An 18,136-nucleotide genomic window follows, 5' to 3' on the forward strand; every position below is an offset into this window, starting at 1 on the left:
TATGCAAACCCAATTAACTGAAGAGATGCGGCAGAACGCGCGCGCGCTGGAAGCCGACAGCATCCTGCGCGCCTGTGTTCACTGCGGATTTTGTACCGCAACCTGCCCAACCTATCAGCTTCTGGGCGATGAACTGGACGGGCCGCGCGGGCGCATCTATCTGATTAAACAGGTGCTGGAAGGCAACGAAGTCACGCTTAAAACACAGGAGCATCTTGATCGCTGCCTCACTTGCCGCAATTGTGAAACCACCTGTCCTTCTGGTGTGCGCTATCACAATTTGCTGGATATCGGGCGTGATATTGTCGAGCAGAAAGTGAAACGCCCACTGCCGGAGCGAATACTGCGCGAAGGATTGCGCCAGGTAGTGCCGCGTCCGGCTGTCTTCCGTGCGCTGACGCAGGTAGGGCTGGTGCTGCGACCGTTTTTACCGGAACAGGTCAGAGCAAAACTGCCTGCCGAAACGGTGAAAGCTAAACCGCGTCCGCCGCTGCGCCATAAGCGTCGGGTTTTAATGCTGGAAGGCTGCGCCCAGCCTACGCTTTCGCCCAACACCAACGCGGCAACTGCGCGAGTGCTGGATCGTCTGGGGATCAGCGTCATGTCAGCTAACGAAGCAGGCTGTTGTGGCGCGGTGGACTATCATCTTAATGCGCAGGAGAAAGGGCTGGCGCGGGCGCGCAATAATATTGATGCCTGGTGGCCCGCGATTGAAGCAGGTGCCGAGGCAATTTTGCAAACCGCCAGCGGTTGCGGCGCGTTTGTCAAAGAGTACGGGCAGATGCTGAAAAACGATGCGTTATATGCCGATAAAGCGCGTCAAGTCAGTGAACTGGCGGTCGATTTAGTCGAGCTTCTGCGCGAGGAACCGCTGGAAAAACTGGCAGTTCGCGGCGATAAAAAACTGGCCTTCCACTGCCCGTGTACCCTACAACATGCGCAAAAGCTGAACGGCGAAGTGGAAAAAGTGTTGCTTCGTCTTGGATTTACCTTAACGGACGTTCCCGACAGCCATCTGTGCTGCGGTTCAGCGGGAACATATGCGTTAACGCATCCCGATCTGGCACGCCAGCTGCGGGATAACAAAATGAATGCGCTGGAAAGCGGCAAACCGGAAATGATCGTCACCGCCAACATTGGTTGCCAGACGCATCTGGCGAGCGCCGGTCGTACCTCTGTGCGTCACTGGATTGAAATTGTAGAACAAGCCCTTGAAAAGGAATAAAAAAATGAAAACTAAAGTCATTCTTAGCCAGCAAATGGCGAGTGCAATTATTGCCGCAGGTCAGGAAGAGGCGCAGAAAAATAACTGGTCTGTTTCCATTGCTGTTGCCGATGACGGCGGTCATCTGCTGGCGTTAAGTCGCATGGACGATTGCGCGCCGATTGCGGCTTACATCTCCCAGGAGAAAGCGCGTACCGCCGCGCTGGGGCGTCGTGAAACTAAGGGCTATGAAGAGATGGTGAACAACGGACGTACCGCGTTCGTGACTGCGCCGTTACTGACGTCGCTGGAAGGTGGCGTACCGGTTGTTGTTGATGGGCAAATTATTGGTGCCGTGGGCGTTTCTGGTTTAACCGGAGCACAGGATGCGCAGGTCGCGAAAGCGGCAGCAGCGGTGTTGGCGAAATAAGCGAAAACGAGGAGATAAACAATGAGTCAAACCATAACCCAGGGCCGTTTACGCATTGACGCCAATTTTAAACGTTTTGTGGATGAAGAAGTTTTACCGGGAACAGGGCTGGACGCTGCGGCGTTCTGGCGCAATTTTGATGAAATCGTTCACGATTTGGCACCAGAAAATCGTCAGTTGCTGGCAGAACGCGATCGCATTCAGGCGGCGCTTGATGAGTGGCATCGCAGCAATCCGGGGCCGGTAAAAGATAAAGCGGCCTATAAATCTTTCCTGCGTGAACTGGGCTACCTGGTGCCGCAACTGGAGCGCGTGACGGTGGAAACCACGGGCATTGACAGCGAAATCACCAGTCAGGCGGGGCCACAGCTGGTGGTTCCGGCAATGAACGCCCGCTACGCGCTGAACGCGGCGAACGCTCGCTGGGGCTCACTGTACGATGCGTTATACGGCAGCGACATCATCCCGCAGGAAGGGGCGATGGTCAGCGGCTACGATCCGCAACGCGGTGAGCAGGTTATCGCCTGGGTTCGGCGTTTCCTCGATGAATCTCTACCGCTGGAAAACGGCAGCTATCAGGATGTGGTGGCGTTTAAGGTGGTCGATAAACAATTACGCATCCAGTTGAAAAATGGTAAAGAAACCACGTTACGTACCCCGGCGCAGTTTGTCGGTTACCGTGGCGATGCCGCTGCGCCGACCTGCATTTTGCTGAAAAATAACGGCCTGCATATTGAACTGCAAATTGATGCCAACGGGCGGATTGGCAAAGACGATCCGGCGCACATCAACGATGTTATCGTCGAAGCGGCCATCAGTACCATTCTCGACTGCGAAGATTCGGTCGCGGCGGTTGATGCGGAAGATAAAATCCTGCTGTACCGCAATCTGCTGGGCCTGATGCAGGGGACTCTGCAAGAGAAAATGGATAAAAACGGTCGTCAAATCGTGCGTAAACTGAATGATGATCGTCAGTACACCGCCGCCGATGGCTCTGAAATTTCTCTGCACGGACGCTCGTTGCTGTTTATCCGCAACGTGGGTCATTTGATGACCATTCCTGTGATTTGGGACAGCGAAGGCAATGAAATCCCGGAAGGCATTCTTGATGGCGTCATGACTGGCGCGATTGCCCTCTATGATTTAAAAGTGCAGAAAAACTCGCGCACTGGCAGCGTCTATATTGTGAAACCGAAAATGCACGGTCCGCAGGAAGTGGCGTTCGCCAACAAACTGTTTACCCGCATTGAGACAATGCTCGGTATGGCACCGAATACCCTGAAAATGGGCATTATGGATGAAGAACGTCGGACCTCGCTGAACTTGCGTAGCTGTATCGCTCAGGCGCGCAACCGCGTGGCGTTCATCAATACCGGTTTCCTCGACCGTACCGGCGATGAAATGCATTCGGTGATGGAAGCTGGCCCGATGCTGCGTAAAAATCAGATGAAATCGACGCCGTGGATCAAAGCCTACGAGCGTAATAACGTGCTTTCCGGCCTGTTCTGTGGGCTGCGCGGTAAAGCGCAAATCGGTAAAGGCATGTGGGCAATGCCGGACCTGATGGCAGACATGTACAGCCAGAAGGGCGACCAACTGCGTGCCGGGGCAAACACAGCCTGGGTTCCGTCACCAACCGCTGCTACGCTCCATGCGCTGCACTACCACCAAACCAACGTACAGAGCGTGCAAGCCAACATTGCCCAGACCGAGTTTAATGCTGAATTTGAACCGCTGCTGGACGATCTGCTGACTATTCCGGTTGCTGAAAACGCTAACTGGTCGGCGCAAGAGATCCAACAAGAGCTGGATAACAACGTGCAGGGGATTCTGGGGTACGTGGTGCGCTGGGTGGAGCAGGGGATTGGTTGTTCAAAAGTGCCGGATATTCACAATGTGGCGCTGATGGAAGACCGCGCAACGCTGCGTATCTCCAGCCAGCATATCGCCAACTGGTTACGTCACGGTATTCTGACCAAAGAACAGGTGCAGGCGTCGCTGGAGAATATGGCGAAAGTGGTTGATCAGCAAAACGCTGGCGATCCGGCTTATCGTCCGATGGCGGGGAATTTCGCTAACTCGTGTGCTTTTAAAGCTGCCAGCGATTTGATCTTCCTCGGCGTGAAACAGCCAAACGGTTATACCGAACCGTTATTACACGCCTGGCGTTTACGCGAAAAAGAAAGTCATTAATAGCGTCAAAAAAGCCCCGGCAAGTTTTATTGTCGGGGCTATGATAGTAACTGCGGTAGTACATTTATCCCGGAAATAACCGGAGCGATTATCAGGGTTTAACAATATTAAATACCCGTAGCGCATTACTAGCGGGCCTAAAACAACAATATGGACATCTTAACGATACTCTGCGCCTGCGTGTGCGGAACAGAAACCCTTACCCGATATACTTGTTATGCCAGAGGTAGCAATTGCGTTAGCGGCGTACTGTTGCTGTAAAGTATAACGTCTATATTTTACAGTTCAGTCCTCTCTTGCTTATTACAACCTTAAGTATATCAAGCATATAAAGATAATAAGAGACTGAACAATATGGTTACCTGGACCCAAATGTATATGCCAATGGGAGGACTGGGGCTATCCGCTCTGGTCGCCCTGATCCCGATAATATTCTTCTTCGTTGCACTCGCGGTATTACGTCTGAAAGGACATGTCGCTGGAGCAATAACCCTTATATTATCTATCCTGATTGCAATATTCGCCTTTAAAATGCCGATTGATATGGCTTTTGCTGCTGCGGGCTATGGCTTTATTTATGGATTATGGCCTATTGCTTGGATTATTGTCGCGGCGGTGTTCCTCTATAAATTAACCGTTGCCAGCGGGCAGTTCGATATTATCCGCAGCTCGGTTATCTCCATCACCGACGATCAGCGTTTGCAGGTGTTACTGATTGGTTTCTCCTTTGGTGCGTTGCTGGAAGGAGCGGCTGGCTTTGGTGCGCCGGTGGCGATTACCGGTGCGCTGCTGGTGGGCCTGGGCTTCAAACCGTTATACGCGGCGGGGCTGTGTCTGATTGCCAATACTGCGCCGGTGGCGTTTGGTGCGTTGGGCGTGCCGATTCTGGTCGCCGGTCAGGTAACGGGAATCGATCCGTTCCACATTGGCGCAATGGCGGGACGTCAGTTACCGTTCCTGTCGGTTCTTGTGCCGTTCTGGCTGGTAGCAATGATGGACGGCTGGAAAGGGGTGAAAGAGACGTGGCCAGCGGCGCTGGTTGCTGGGGGAAGCTTCGCTGTCACTCAGTTCTTTACCTCTAACTATATTGGTCCGGAACTGCCGGATATTACTTCGGCGCTGGTGAGTATCGTCGCACTCGCTTTATTCCTTAAAGTCTGGCGGCCGAAAAATACCGAAACGGCAATCAGCATGGGACAATCCGCAGGTGCGATGGTGGTAAATAAGCCATCTTCTGGCGGTCCCGTGCCTTCAGAATATAGTCTGGGGCAAATCATTCGTGCGTGGTCACCGTTTTTAATCTTAACGGTGCTGGTCACCATCTGGACCATGAAGCCGTTTAAAGCGTTATTTGCTCCGGGCGGCGCGTTTTATTCACTGGTGATTAATTTCCAGATCCCTCATTTGCATCAACAAGTGTTGAAAGCGGCACCCATTGTCGCCCAACCAACGCCAATGGATGCGGTGTTTAAATTCGACCCTCTCTCGGCTGGCGGCACCGCTATTTTTATTGCGGCGATTATCTCTATCTTCATCCTCGGCGTGGGCATCAAGAAAGGTATTGGCGTCTTTGCCGAAACGCTAATTAGTCTGAAGTGGCCGATATTGTCGATTGGCATGGTGCTGGCGTTCGCCTTCGTCACCAACTATTCCGGCATGTCCACCACGCTGGCGCTGGTACTGGCAGGTACAGGCGTGATGTTCCCGTTCTTCTCACCGTTTCTCGGCTGGCTGGGCGTATTCCTTACCGGCTCGGACACCTCCTCTAACGCCCTGTTTGGTTCACTGCAATCGACCACGGCGCAGCAAATCAACGTCTCTGACACTCTGCTGGTGGCAGCAAATACCAGCGGCGGCGTAACTGGCAAGATGATCTCCCCGCAATCTATCGCCGTGGCTTGCGCCGCGACGGGCATGGTGGGCCGAGAATCTGAACTGTTCCGCTACACCGTGAAGCACAGTCTGATTTTTGCCAGCGTTATCGGCGTTATCACGTTGTTGCAGGCGTATGTGTTTACTGGAATGTTGGTCTCGTAAATCAATAATGCCGGATGATCGTTAATATCATCCGGCTTCATTTACATTATTCTGTCTTATTAATTGAAAATTATTTCTCGCTTTATTATCCATGCGGCAATAATGTTTTGTGTTCAGATAACCTGCTAAATAATTAAGAGCGTGAGAGCATCTATTTTTTTATCACGCAAAACAAGTCTGTATTAATTATGTTCGCTTGATGAGCAAACACCGTTCTATCTGTTGCTTTTGCAATCTTAATCGTTAAAACTACCAACGAATTTATATAGTTGCGTTGTGAAATGTTGTTAATTTTTTGTTTATTGAAATTTCGTAAAAATAGCCAGCCAGACATCAAATAGGGGTTATTCTTATAAATTTCACTTGTTTTCTATCAATGATGTCGTTTTCTTAAGAATGGAGGAAATTATTAAAGAAGATAAAGCATAAAAATATTTCTACCAGTTACGAATTTTTTAACATTGTTTTGTCACTTGCGTTATTAATGAATAAGAAATTTAAATATAAGAAATCGCTTTTAGCGGCTATTTTGAGTGCAACCCTGTTAGCCGGTTGTGATGGCGGTGGCTCCGGATCTTCCTCCGATACGCCGCCTGTAGATTCTGGAACAGGGTCTTTGCCGGAAGTGAAACCTGATCCAACACCAAACCCGGAGCCGACGCCTGAGCCAACGCCGGACCCAGAACCTACACCGGAACCGACACCTGATCCTGAGCCAACACCAGAACCGGAGCCAGAACCTGTTCCTACGAAAACGGGTTATCTGACCCTGGGCGGAAGCCTGCGGGTAACTGGTGATATCACCTGTAATGATGAATCCAGCGATGGCTTTACCTTTACACCAGGCGACAAAGTCACCTGTGTGGCAGGGAACAACACGACAATTGCTACCTTCGACACCCAGTCAGAAGCTGCGCGTAGCCTGCGTGCGGTTGAAAAAGTGTCGTTTAGTCTTGAGGACGCGCAAGAACTGGCGGGTTCCGACAACAAGAAAAGCAATGCGCTCTCGCTGGTCACCTCCATGAACAGTTGCCCGGCGAATACAGAACAGGTGTGCCTGGAGTTCTCCTCGGTGATCGAGAGTAAACGTTTCGACTCGCTGTATAAGCAAATCGATCTGGCACCGGAAGAGTTCAAAAAGCTGGTCAATGAAGAGGTGGAAAACAATGCCGCGACTGATAAAGCGCCATCCACTCATACTTCACCGGTAGTCCCCGTCACGACTCCGGGAACAAAACCGGATCTGAACGCCTCCTTCGTGTCGGCTAACGCGGAACAGTTTTATCAGTATCAACCTTCGGAAATCATTCTCTCAGAAGGTCGCCTGGTGGATAGCCAGGGATATGGTGTTGCTGGCGTCAACTACTACACCAATTCAGGCCGTGGCGTGACAGGGGAAAATGGTGAATTTTCTTTTAGCTGGGGCGAAACCATCTCCTTTGGTATCGATACCTTTGAACTGGGTTCAGTGCGCGGCAATAAGTCGACCATTGCGCTGACTGAACTGGGTGATGAAGTTCGCGGGGCGAATATCGATCAGCTTATTCATCGCTATTCGACGACCGGGCAAAATAATACCCGTGTTGTTCCGGATGATGTACGCAAGGTCTTTGCCGAATATCCCAACGTGATCAACGAGATTATCAATCTCTCGTTATCCAACGGTGCGACGCTGGATGAAGGTGAGCAAGTTGTTAATCTGCCAAACGAATTTATCGAGCAGTTTAAGACGGGTCAGGCCAAAGAGATCGATACCGCGATTTGTGCGAAAACCGACGGTTGTAACGAGGCTCGCTGGTTCTCGCTGACGACGCGCAATGTTAATGACGGCCAGATTCAGGGCGTTATCAACAAGCTGTGGGGCGTGGATACGAACTACAAATCTGTCAGCAAGTTCCATGTATTCCATGACTCTACTAACTTCTATGGCAGCACGGGTAATGCGCGCGGTCAGGCGGTGGTGAATATCTCCAACGCGGCCTTCCCGATTCTGATGGCGCGTAATGATAAAAACTACTGGCTGGCGTTTGGCGAAAAACGCGCCTGGGATAAAAACGAGCTGGCGTACATTACGGAAGCGCCTTCTCTTGTTGAGCCGGAAAACGTTACGCGCGATACCGCCACTTTCAACCTGCCGTTTATTTCGCTGGGGCAAGTCGGTGAGGGCAAACTGATGGTTATCGGTAACCCACACTACAACAGCATTTTGCGTTGCCCGAACGGTTACAGCTGGAACGGGGGCGTTAATAAAGATGGGCAGTGTACGCTCAACAGCGACCCGGATGACATGAAGAACTTCATGGAGAACGTGCTGCGCTATCTGTCCGACGATAAATGGACGCCGGACGCGAAAGCCAGCATGACCGTAGGCACCAACCTGGATACTGTCTATTTTAAACGTCATGGTCAGGTTACAGGAAACAGCGCTGCGTTCGACTTCCATCCGGATTTTGCGGGCATCTCTGTTGAGCATTTAAGTAGCTATGGCGATCTCGATCCGCAGGAAATGCCGCTGCTGATCCTTAACGGCTTTGAATATGTGACTCAGGTGGGTAACGATCCTTATGCAATCCCGCTGCGTGCAGATACCAGCAAACCGAAGCTGACTCAGCAGGATGTGACCGATCTGATCGCCTATCTGAACAAAGGTGGATCGGTGCTGATCATGGAAAACGTGATGAGCAATCTTAAGGAAGAGAGCGCATCTGGCTTTGTACGTCTGCTTGATGCCGCAGGTTTGTCGATGGCGCTTAACAAGTCGGTAGTAAATAACGATCCGCAAGGGTATCCGAACCGCGTTCGTCAGCAGCGCGCAACGGGCATTTGGGTCTATGAACGTTATCCTGCCGTAGATGGTGCGCTGCCGTACACCATCGATAGTAAGACAGGGGAAGTTAAGTGGAAATATCAGGTAGAAAACAAACCTGATGACAAACCGAAGCTGGAAGTTGCCAGCTGGCTGGAAGATGTAGATGGCAAACAGGAAACGCGTTATGCCTTTATTGATGAGGCCGATCATAAAACAGAGGATTCTCTGAAGGCTGCGAAGGAGAAAATTTTCGCCGCGTTCCCGGGGCTGAAAGAGTGTACTAATCCGGCATATCACTATGAGGTCAACTGCCTGGAATATCGTCCTGGCACGGGGGTTCCGGTTACTGGTGGCATGTATGTTCCACAGTATACGCAACTAAGCCTTAACGCCGACACTGCAAAAGCGATGGTGCAGGCTGCGGATTTAGGCACCAACATTCAGCGTCTGTATCAGCATGAGCTCTACTTCCGGACCAATGGTCGCAAAGGTGAGCGTCTGAGCTGCGTCGATCTGGAACGTCTGTACCAGAACATGTCGGTCTGGCTGTGGAACGATACGAGCTATCGTTATGAAGAAGGCAAAAATGACGAGCTGGGCTTTAAAACGTTCACCGAGTTCCTGAACTGCTACGCCAATGATGCCTATGCAGGCGGCACCAAGTGTTCTGCAGATCTGAAAAAATCGCTGGTCGATAACAACATGATCTACGGTGACGGTAGCAGCAAAGCGGGCATGATGAACCCGAGCTACCCGCTCAACTATATGGAAAAACCGCTGACACGCCTGATGCTGGGCCGTTCCTGGTGGGATCTGAACATCAAAGTTGATGTCGAGAAGTATCCGGGAGCAGTATCGGAAGAGGGACAGAACGTTACTGAAACCATCAGCCTGTACTCGAATCCGACCAAATGGTTTGCAGGTAACATGCAGTCAACTGGCCTGTGGGCACCGGCTCAGAAAGAGGTCACCATTAAGTCCAATGCGAACGTTCCTGTGACCGTCACCGTGGCGCTGGCTGACGACCTGACCGGACGTGAGAAGCATGAAGTTGCGCTGAACCGTCCGCCAAGAGTGACTAAAACGTACTCTCTGGACGCTAGCGGTACGGTGAAGTTCAAGGTGCCTTACGGTGGCCTGATTTATATCAAGGGCAATAGCTCTACCAATGAATCTGCCAGCTTCACCTTTACTGGCGTGGTAAAAGCACCGTTCTATAAAGACGGCGCATGGAAAAACGATCTGAACTCACCGGCTCCGCTGGGTGAGCTGGAATCAGACGCTTTCGTCTATACCACACCGAAGAAGAACCTGAATGCCAGCAATTACACTGGCGGACTGGAGCAATTCGCTAACGATCTGGATACCTTTGCCAGCTCGATGAATGACTTCTACGGCCGTGATAGCGAAGACGGTAAGCACCGGATGTTTACCTATAAAAACTTGCCGGGCCACAAACATCGTTTCGCCAACGATGTGCAGATCTCCATCGGTGATGCGCATTCGGGTTATCCGGTAATGAACAGCAGCTTCTCGCCGAACAGCACCACGCTGCCGACGACGCCGCTGAACGACTGGCTGATCTGGCATGAAGTCGGTCATAACGCCGCAGAAACGCCGTTGACTGTACCGGGTGCAACTGAAGTCGCTAACAACGTGCTGGCGCTGTACATGCAGGATCGTTATCTCGGCAAGATGAACCGTGTCGCTGACGATATTACCGTCGCACCGGAATATCTGGAGGAAAGCAACGGTCAGGCATGGGCGCGCGGCGGTGCGGGTGACCGTCTGCTGATGTACGCACAGCTGAAGGAATGGGCAGAGAAAAACTTTGATATCAAGAAATGGTATCCAGATGGCACTCCTCTGCCAGAGTTTTACAGCGAGCGTGAAGGGATGAAAGGCTGGAACCTGTTCCAGTTGATGCATCGTAAAGCACGCGGCGATGAGGTCAGCAATGACAAGTTTGGCGGCAAGAATTACTGTGCTGAATCCAACGGTAACGCAGCGGACACGCTGATGCTGTGTGCCTCCTGGGTCGCCCAGACGGATCTTTCGGAGTTCTTTAAGAAATGGAATCCGGGTGCGAATGCTTACCAGCTGCCGGGGGCGAGCGAGATGAGCTTCGAGGGCGGTGTGAGCCAGTCGGCGTACAACACGCTGGCGTCACTCAAGCTGCCGAAACCGGAACAGGGACCGGAAACCATTAACAAGGTTACCGAGCATAAGATGTCTGTCGAGTAATCCTGTATGCCGGATAAGGCGTTCACGCCGCATCCGGCATGAAATAAGGCGCACCGGGTTGCGCCAGCTTATCGGGCCTGGAGGAAAGCCGTATGGCATACACTTGCAGGCCCGCATCCGGCAAGTTACAACAAACAACCTTTAACCATGCTTTTTGATGTTTTTCAGCAATACCCCGCGGCGATGCCCATACTGGCAACCGTCGGAGGATTGATCATCGGCAGTTTTTTGAATGTGGTGATTTGGCGTTACCCCATCATGCTGCGCCAACAAATGGCGGAGTTTCATGGTGAAATGCCGAGTGCGCAGTCAAAAATAAGCCTTGCGCTACCGCGTTCCCACTGCCCACATTGTCAGCAGACCATCCGGATACGTGACAATATTCCGCTGCTCTCCTGGCTGATGCTCAAAGGGCGCTGCCGTGATTGTCAGGCGAAAATCAGCAAGCGTTATCCGCTGGTGGAGTTATTGACGGCACTCGCTTTTTTGCTGGCGAGTCTGGTCTGGCCGGAAAGTGGATGGGCGCTGGCGGTGATGATATTATCCGCCTGGCTGATTGCCGCGAGCGTCATTGACCTCGATCACCAATGGCTGCCCGATGTTTTTACTCAGGGCGTATTGTGGACGGGACTGATTGCGGCATGGGCGCAGCAGAGCCCGCTCACGCTACAAGATGCAGTTACCGGCGTCCTGGTGGGGTTTATCGCTTTTTACTCCCTGCGCTGGATAGCCGGAGTAGTTCTGCGTAAAGAAGCATTAGGCATGGGCGATGTATTATTGTTCGCTGCGTTAGGTAGTTGGGTGGGGCCGTTGTCGCTACCCAATGTTGCTTTAATCGCATCATGCTGCGGCCTGATATATGCCGTTATTACAAAAAGAGGATCAACCACACTGCCTTTTGGACCGTGTTTAAGTCTGGGCGGTATAGCAACAATTTATCTACAGGCATTGTTTTAATGATAACAACGTCATTATCAAAGTGACATTTTAACTCTTATTAATAACCTTAGAGATTATTTACCATGTCGATAAAACAAATGCCAGGGAGGGTATTAATATCGCTATTGTTGAGCGTTACAGGATTATTAAGTGGCTGTGCCAGCCATAATGAAAATGCCAGTTTACTGGCGAAAAAACAGGCGCAAAATATCAGCCAAAACCTGCCGATTAAATCTGCGGGATATACCTTAGTGCTGGCACAAAGTAGCGGCACGACGGTAAAAATGACCATTATCAGCGAAGCGGGGACTCAGACCACGCAGACGCCTGACGCCTTTTTAACCAGCTATCAACGACAAATGTGCGCTGACCCAACGGTGAAATTAATGATTACCGAGGGAATTAATTACAGCATAACGATTAATGATACACGTACAGGTAACCAGTATCAGCGGAAACTGGATCGTACCACCTGTGGAATAGTCAAAGCATAACGTCGGGTAGATATAAATTGGCGCGGGTTGTTTTTCGTGACGCACGAATTTATCTCATTCAATGGCTGACAAAAATTCGTCACACTCTTAACCAGAGACAATCTTTTAATACAGACAAAGAGCATCTGCGAAAAATTGTACGCGGGATGTTCTGGCTGATGCTGCTTATTATTTCTGCAAAAGTGGCGCATTCACTCTGGCGCTATTTCTCCTTTTCTGCGGAATATACGGATGTTTCCCCATCGGCGAATAAACCGCCCCGTGCGGATGCAAAAACGTTCGATAAAAATGACGTGCAATTAATCAGCCAGCAAAACTGGTTTGGCAAATATCAGCCCGTCGCCACGCCGGTAAAACAACCCGAACCTGTGCCTGTGGCAGAAACGCGTCTTAATGTGGTGCTGCGCGGGATTGCCTTTGGTGCCAGACCCGGCGCGGTTATTGAAGAAGGCGGTAAACAGCAGGTCTATTTGCAGGGTGAAACGCTTGGCTCGCACAATGCGGTGATTGAGGAAATCAATCGCGACCATGTGATGCTGCGCTATCAGGGAAAAATAGAGCGCCTGAGCCTGGCTGAAGAGGAGCGTTCCACCGTTGCCGCGACCAACAAAAAAGCTGTCAGTGACGAAGCAAAGCAAGCTGTTGCTGAACCTGCTGTCAGTGCGCCAGTGGAGATCCCGACTGCCGTGCGTCAGGCACTGGCGAAAGATCCGCAGAAAATTTTTAACTATATCCAGCTTACGCCTGTGCGTAAGGAGGGAATTGTCGGTTATGCAGTGAAGCCGGGGGCAGATCGTTCTCTGTTCGATGCCAGCGGTTTCAAGGAAGGCGATATCGCCATTGCGCTAAATCAGCAGGATTTCACTGATCCACGAGCAATGATTGCTCTGATGCGGCAGTTACCTTCAATGGATTCCATTCAACTTACGGTTTTACGCAAGGGTGCGCGCCACGACATTTCCATCGCGCTGCGCTAACCGCATTTAATCCAGGAGAATCATTCATCGTGTTTTGGCGTGATATTACGTTGTCGGTCTGGCGTAAGAAGACAACTGGCCTCAAAACAAAAAAGCGTTTACTGCCGCTGGTGCTGGCAGCGGCATTATGCAGTTCACCGGTCTGGGCGGAAGAAGCCACTTTCACCGCTAATTTTAAAGATACCGACCTGAAATCGTTCATCGAAACCGTCGGCGCTAACCTTAATAAAACCATCATTATGGGGCCGGGCGTACAGGGGAAAGTGAGTATTCGCACCATGACCCCGCTCAATGAACGCCAGTATTACCAGCTATTCCTTAACCTGCTGGAAGCACAGGGGTATGCCGTCGTACCGATGGAAAACGACGTGCTGAAGGTGGTGAAATCCAGCGCTGCGAAAGTCGAGCCGCTGCCGCTGGTCGGTGAAGGCAGCGACAACTACGCGGGCGATGAAATGGTCACCAAAGTAGTGCCGGTACGTAATGTGTCGGTACGCGAGTTGGCACCGATTCTGCGCCAGATGATCGACAGCGCAGGCTCAGGCAACGTTGTTAATTACGATCCCTCCAACGTGATTATGCTCACCGGACGCGCCTCCGTTGTGGAGCGCCTGACAGAAGTGATCCAGCGCGTGGATCACGCGGGTAATCGCACCGAAGAGGTGATCCCGCTGGATAACGCCTCGGCTTCGGAAATCGCCCGCGTGCTGGAAAGCCTGACGAAAAACAGCGGCGAGAACCAGCCAGCGACGCTGAAATCTCAAATTGTCGCCGACGAACGCACCAACAGTGTGATTGTCAGTGGTGACCCGGCCACGCGGGACAAAATGCGCCGCCTGATCCGTCGGCTGGACTCAGAAATGGAACGCAGCGGCAACAGCCAGGTTTTCTATCTCAAATACAGCAAAGCCGAAGATCTGGTCGATGTGCTGAAGCAGGTCAGCGGTACGCTCACGGCGGCTAAAGAAGAGGCGGAAGGCACGGTCGGTAGCGGGCGTGAGATTGTATCCATCGCCGCCAGCAAACACAGTAATGCCCTGATTGTAACCGCACCGCAGGACATCATGCAGTCGCTGCAAAGCGTGATTGAACAACTGGATATTCGCCGTGCTCAGGTGCACGTCGAGGCGTTGATCGTGGAAGTTGCCGAAGGTAGCAATATCAACTTCGGCGTGCAGTGGGCGTCGAAAGATGCCGGATTAATGCAGTTTGCTAATGGTACGCAGATCCCTATCGGTACGCTGGGGGCAGCCATTTCTCAGGCGAAACCGCAGAAAGGCTCGACGGTGATCAGTGAAAACGGCGCTACCACCATTAATCCGGATACCAACGGCGATCTCTCCACGCTCGCCCAGCTTCTTTCCGGCTTTAGCGGTACGGCGGTTGGTGTGGTGAAAGGCGACTGGATGGCGCTGGTGCAGGCGGTTAAAAACGACTCCAGCTCGAACGTGCTCTCCACGCCGAGCATCACCACGCTGGACAACCAGGAAGCCTTCTTCATGGTGGGCCAGGACGTTCCGGTATTAACCGGCTCTACCGTTGGCTCCAATAACAGCAATCCTTTCAATACAGTAGAAAGGAAAAAAGTCGGCATCATGCTGAAAGTCACGCCGCAGATTAACGAAGGTAACGCGGTACAGATGGTGATTGAGCAGGAAGTCTCGAAGGTGGAAGGACAGACCAGCCTCGACGTGGTGTTTGGTGAGCGCAAACTGAAAACCACCGTGCTGGCTAACGATGGTGAGCTGATTGTGCTTGGTGGTCTGATGGACGATCAGGCGGGAGAAAGCGTGGCGAAAGTGCCGCTGCTGGGCGATATCCCATTGATTGGTAACCTGTTTAAATCGACGGCGGATAAAAAAGAAAAACGTAACCTGATGGTGTTTATCCGCCCGACCATTCTGCGTGACGGTATGGCGGCAGACGGCGTGTCGCAGCGCAAATATAACTACATGCGCGCCGAGCAGATCTATCGCGATGAGCAAGGTTTAAGCCTGATGCCGCACACCGCGCAGCCGGTACTGCCAGCGCAAAATCAGGCTCTACCGCCGGAAGTTCGTGCGTTCCTTAATGCCGGGAGAACGCGTTAATGGTGCCTGTAGCACAGGAAACCACCGCTAACACCGTGCGTCTGCCCTACAGTTTCAGCCGTCGGTTTAGCCTGGTGGCATGGTGCGAAGCGTCGCTGGAGATCCTCCATGTTCATCCGTTGTCGCTCTCTGTTTTGCAGGAGCTGCAGCGGGGGCTGAACGCGCCCTTTACGCTGCGGCAAATCGACGAAGCCGAATTTGAACAGCGGCTGAATGCGGTCTGGCAGCGGGACTCTTCCGAGGCTCGCCAACTGATGGAAGATCTCGGTTCTGCCGAGGACTTTTTTACCCTCGCGGAAGAACTGCCGGAAACGGAAGATCTGCTGGAAAGCGACGACGATGCGCCGATCATCAAACTGATCAACGCCATGCTGGCAGAGGCAATCAAAGAAGGCGCTTCGGATATCCACATTGAGACGTTTGAAAAGAGTCTGGTGATCCGTTTTCGTGTTGACGGCACATTACATGAAATGCTGCGTCCGGGGCGCAAACTGGCCTCGCTGCTGGTGTCGCGTATCAAGGTGATGGCGCGGCTGGACATTGCCGAAAAGCGCGTGCCGCAGGATGGACGTATTGCGCTGTTGCTGGGCGGCCGGGCGATTGACGTGCGTGTCTCCACCATGCCTTCTGCCTGGGGCGAGCGCGTGGTGCTGCGACTGCTGGACAAAAACCAGGCCCGCCTGACGCTGGAGCGTCTGGGGCTTAGCCAGCAACTGACCGCGCAGTTGCGCCAGCTGTTACACAAACCGCACGGCATCTTTCTGGTGACGGGGCCGACGGGTTCCGGCAAAAGCACCACGCTGTACGCCGGATTGCAGGAGCTGAACAACCATTCGCGCAACATTCTCACGGTTGAAGATCCCATCGAATACATGATTGAAGGGATCGGTCAGACGCAGGTTAACACCCGCGTCGGCATGACCTTTGCCCGTGGGCTGCGCGCGATTTTGCGTCAGGACCCGGATGTGGTGATGGTCGGTGAAATCCGCGATACCGAAACCGCAGAAATCGCCGTCCAGGCTTCACTTACCGGACACCTGGTCCTTTCCACGCTGCATACCAACACAGCGGTGGGGGCGATCACACGTTTGCAGGATATGGGCGTGGAGCCTTTCCTGCTCTCTTCCAGTCTGACGGGCGTGATGGCGCAGCGACTGGTTCGCACGCTGTGTCCCGACTGCCGCCAGCCCGCACCAGCCACTGACGAAGAAAAACGCCTGCTGGGAATTACCGACGCCCGTACCGTCACTCTGTACCATCCACAGGGCTGTCCCGCCTGTAATCACAAAGGTTTTCGCGGACGGACTGCCATCCATGAGCTGATCGTGGTGGATGCCACATTGCGTGATTTGATCCACCGTCAGGCCGGGGAGCTGGAGCTGGAACGTTATGTCCGACAACACTCTGCGGGTATCCGCAGCAACGGCATTGAGAAAGTGCTCGCCGGAGAAACCTCTCTCGATGAAGTTCTGCGGGTAACCATGGAGGCGTAATGGCACTGTTTTACTATCAGGCGCTGGAGCGTAATGGTCGCAAAACCAAAGGTATGATTGAGGCGGATTCCGCGCGTCATGCCCGCCAGTTGTTGCGCGGTAAAGAGCTTATCCCCGTGCATATTGAAGCCCGGATGAATACTTCGTCAGGGGGGATGTTGCAGCGTCGGCGGCACGCACATCGTCGCGTGGCGGCGGCAGATCTTGCGCTGTTCACGCGCCAACTGGCAACGCTGGTACAGGCAGCAATGCCGCTGGAAACCTGCTTACAGGCGGTCAGTGAGCAAAGTGAAAAACTGCATGTAAAAAGCCTCGGAATGGCGCTGCGCAGCCGGATTCAGGAAGGTTACACCCTGTCGGACAGCCTGCGCGAACATCCCCGCGTCTTTGATTCTCTGTTTTGTTCGATGGTTGCTGCCGGAGAAAAATCCGGGCATCTCGACGTGGTGCTTAATCGCCTGGCAGATTACACCGAACAGCGACAGCGCCTGAAATCACGTCTATTGCAGGCCATGCTCTATCCGCTGGTTCTGCTGGTGGTGGCAACGGGCGTAGTCACTATTTTGCTGACGGCAGTGGTGCCGAAAATCATCGAACAGTTTGATCATCTCGGACACGCGCTACCCGCCTCAACCCGCACGCTTATTGCCATGAGCGACGCGTTACAGGCCAGCGGCGTTTACTGGCTGGCGGGTTTGCTGGGGCTTCTGGTGCTGGGGCAACGGCTACTTAAAAATCCTGCTATGCGCCTGCGCTGGGATCAAACCGTGCTGCGCCTGCCTGTGACGGGGCGTGTTGCGCGCGGGCTGAATACGGCGCGTTTTTCCCGCACCTTAAGCATCCTCACCGCCAGCAGTGTTCCGCTACTGGAAGGTATTCAGACTGCTGCCGCCGTGTCGGCAAATCGCTATGTCGAACAACAACTACTGCTGGCGGCAGATCGCGTCCGCGAAGGAAGCAGTCTGCGCGCCGCGCTGGCGGAGTTGCGCCTGTTCCCGCCGATGATGCTGTACATGATCGCCTCCGGCGAACAGAGCGGCGAACTGGAAACCATGCTTGAGCAGGCCGCAGTCAACCAGGAACGGGAATTTGATACCCAGGTGGGGCTGGCGTTAGGGCTGTTTGAACCGGCGCTGGTGGTGATGATGGCGGGCGTGGTGCTGTTTATTGTCATCGCCATCCTCGAGCCGATGCTGCAACTGAATAATATGGTTGGAATGTAATTT

At 52.7% G+C, this 18,136-nt stretch carries 11 protein-coding genes; all 11 read left to right on the plus strand.

The genetic code is table 11. The features are described 5' to 3' along the window. Position 1 precedes the first annotated feature (1 nt). The 11 genes from glcF to gspF all read left to right on the plus strand — a co-directional run bounded on the left by glcF (position 2) and on the right by gspF (position 18,133). The gene (glcF, locus tag FTE26_RS15195) at positions 2–1,225 is read left to right on the plus strand and encodes a glycolate oxidase subunit GlcF (protein ID WP_001194666.1); all 1,224 of its coding nucleotides are present in this window, start codon (positions 2–4) and stop codon (positions 1,223–1,225) included. Positions 1,226–1,229: 4 nt separating this feature from the next. Continuing rightward, positions 1,230–1,634 carry a GlcG family protein gene (locus FTE26_RS15200; RefSeq protein WP_000853256.1) on the plus strand — a complete coding sequence of 135 codons (405 nt, stop codon included), beginning with the start codon at positions 1,230–1,232 and terminating at the stop codon, positions 1,632–1,634. A 21-nt stretch (positions 1,635–1,655) separates the two neighbouring features. Next, positions 1,656–3,827 carry a malate synthase G gene (gene glcB, locus FTE26_RS15205; protein ID WP_000084055.1) on the plus strand — a complete coding sequence of 724 codons (2,172 nt, stop codon included), beginning with the start codon at positions 1,656–1,658 and terminating at the stop codon, positions 3,825–3,827. 354 nt (positions 3,828–4,181) lie between these two features. Further along, on the plus strand, positions 4,182–5,864 hold the full coding sequence (gene glcA / locus FTE26_RS15210; protein WP_000259287.1) for a glycolate permease GlcA: 1,683 nt from the start codon (positions 4,182–4,184) through the stop codon (positions 5,862–5,864). Between the two features lie 484 nt (positions 5,865–6,348). Then, complete coding sequence (sslE, locus tag FTE26_RS15215; RefSeq protein ID WP_001034511.1) at positions 6,349–10,917, plus strand: lipoprotein metalloprotease SslE; 4,569 nt, start codon at positions 6,349–6,351, stop codon at positions 10,915–10,917. 147 nt (positions 10,918–11,064) lie between these two features. Then, entirely contained in the window at positions 11,065–11,874 is an 810-nt protein-coding gene (gene pppA / locus FTE26_RS15220; RefSeq protein ID WP_001297673.1) for a prepilin peptidase PppA, read from the plus strand. 65 nt (positions 11,875–11,939) lie between these two features. Beyond that, the gene (gspS2, locus tag FTE26_RS15225; protein ID WP_001324279.1) at positions 11,940–12,350 is read left to right on the plus strand and encodes a type II secretion system pilot lipoprotein GspS-beta; all 411 of its coding nucleotides are present in this window, start codon (positions 11,940–11,942) and stop codon (positions 12,348–12,350) included. Between the two features lie 17 nt (positions 12,351–12,367). Continuing rightward, the gene (gene gspC, locus FTE26_RS15230) at positions 12,368–13,327 is read left to right on the plus strand and encodes a type II secretion system protein GspC (protein WP_000135069.1); all 960 of its coding nucleotides are present in this window, start codon (positions 12,368–12,370) and stop codon (positions 13,325–13,327) included. Positions 13,328–13,356: 29 nt separating this feature from the next. Further along, positions 13,357–15,417, plus strand: a complete 2,061-nt coding sequence (gspD, locus tag FTE26_RS15235) for a type II secretion system secretin GspD (RefSeq protein ID WP_000498824.1) — start codon at positions 13,357–13,359, stop codon at positions 15,415–15,417. Beyond that, complete coding sequence (gspE, locus tag FTE26_RS15240; RefSeq protein WP_000249348.1) at positions 15,417–16,910, plus strand: type II secretion system ATPase GspE; 1,494 nt, start codon at positions 15,417–15,419, stop codon at positions 16,908–16,910. Before gspD ends, gspE begins: the two co-directional genes overlap by 1 nt. Further along, complete coding sequence (gene gspF / locus FTE26_RS15245) at positions 16,910–18,133, plus strand: type II secretion system inner membrane protein GspF (RefSeq protein WP_001173453.1); 1,224 nt, start codon at positions 16,910–16,912, stop codon at positions 18,131–18,133. Before gspE ends, gspF begins: the two co-directional genes overlap by 1 nt. Positions 18,134–18,136 lie beyond the last annotated feature (3 nt).

Source organism: Escherichia sp. S10b, from assembly GCF_028421345.1.
Classification (GTDB): domain Bacteria; phylum Pseudomonadota; class Gammaproteobacteria; order Enterobacterales; family Enterobacteriaceae; genus ECMA0423.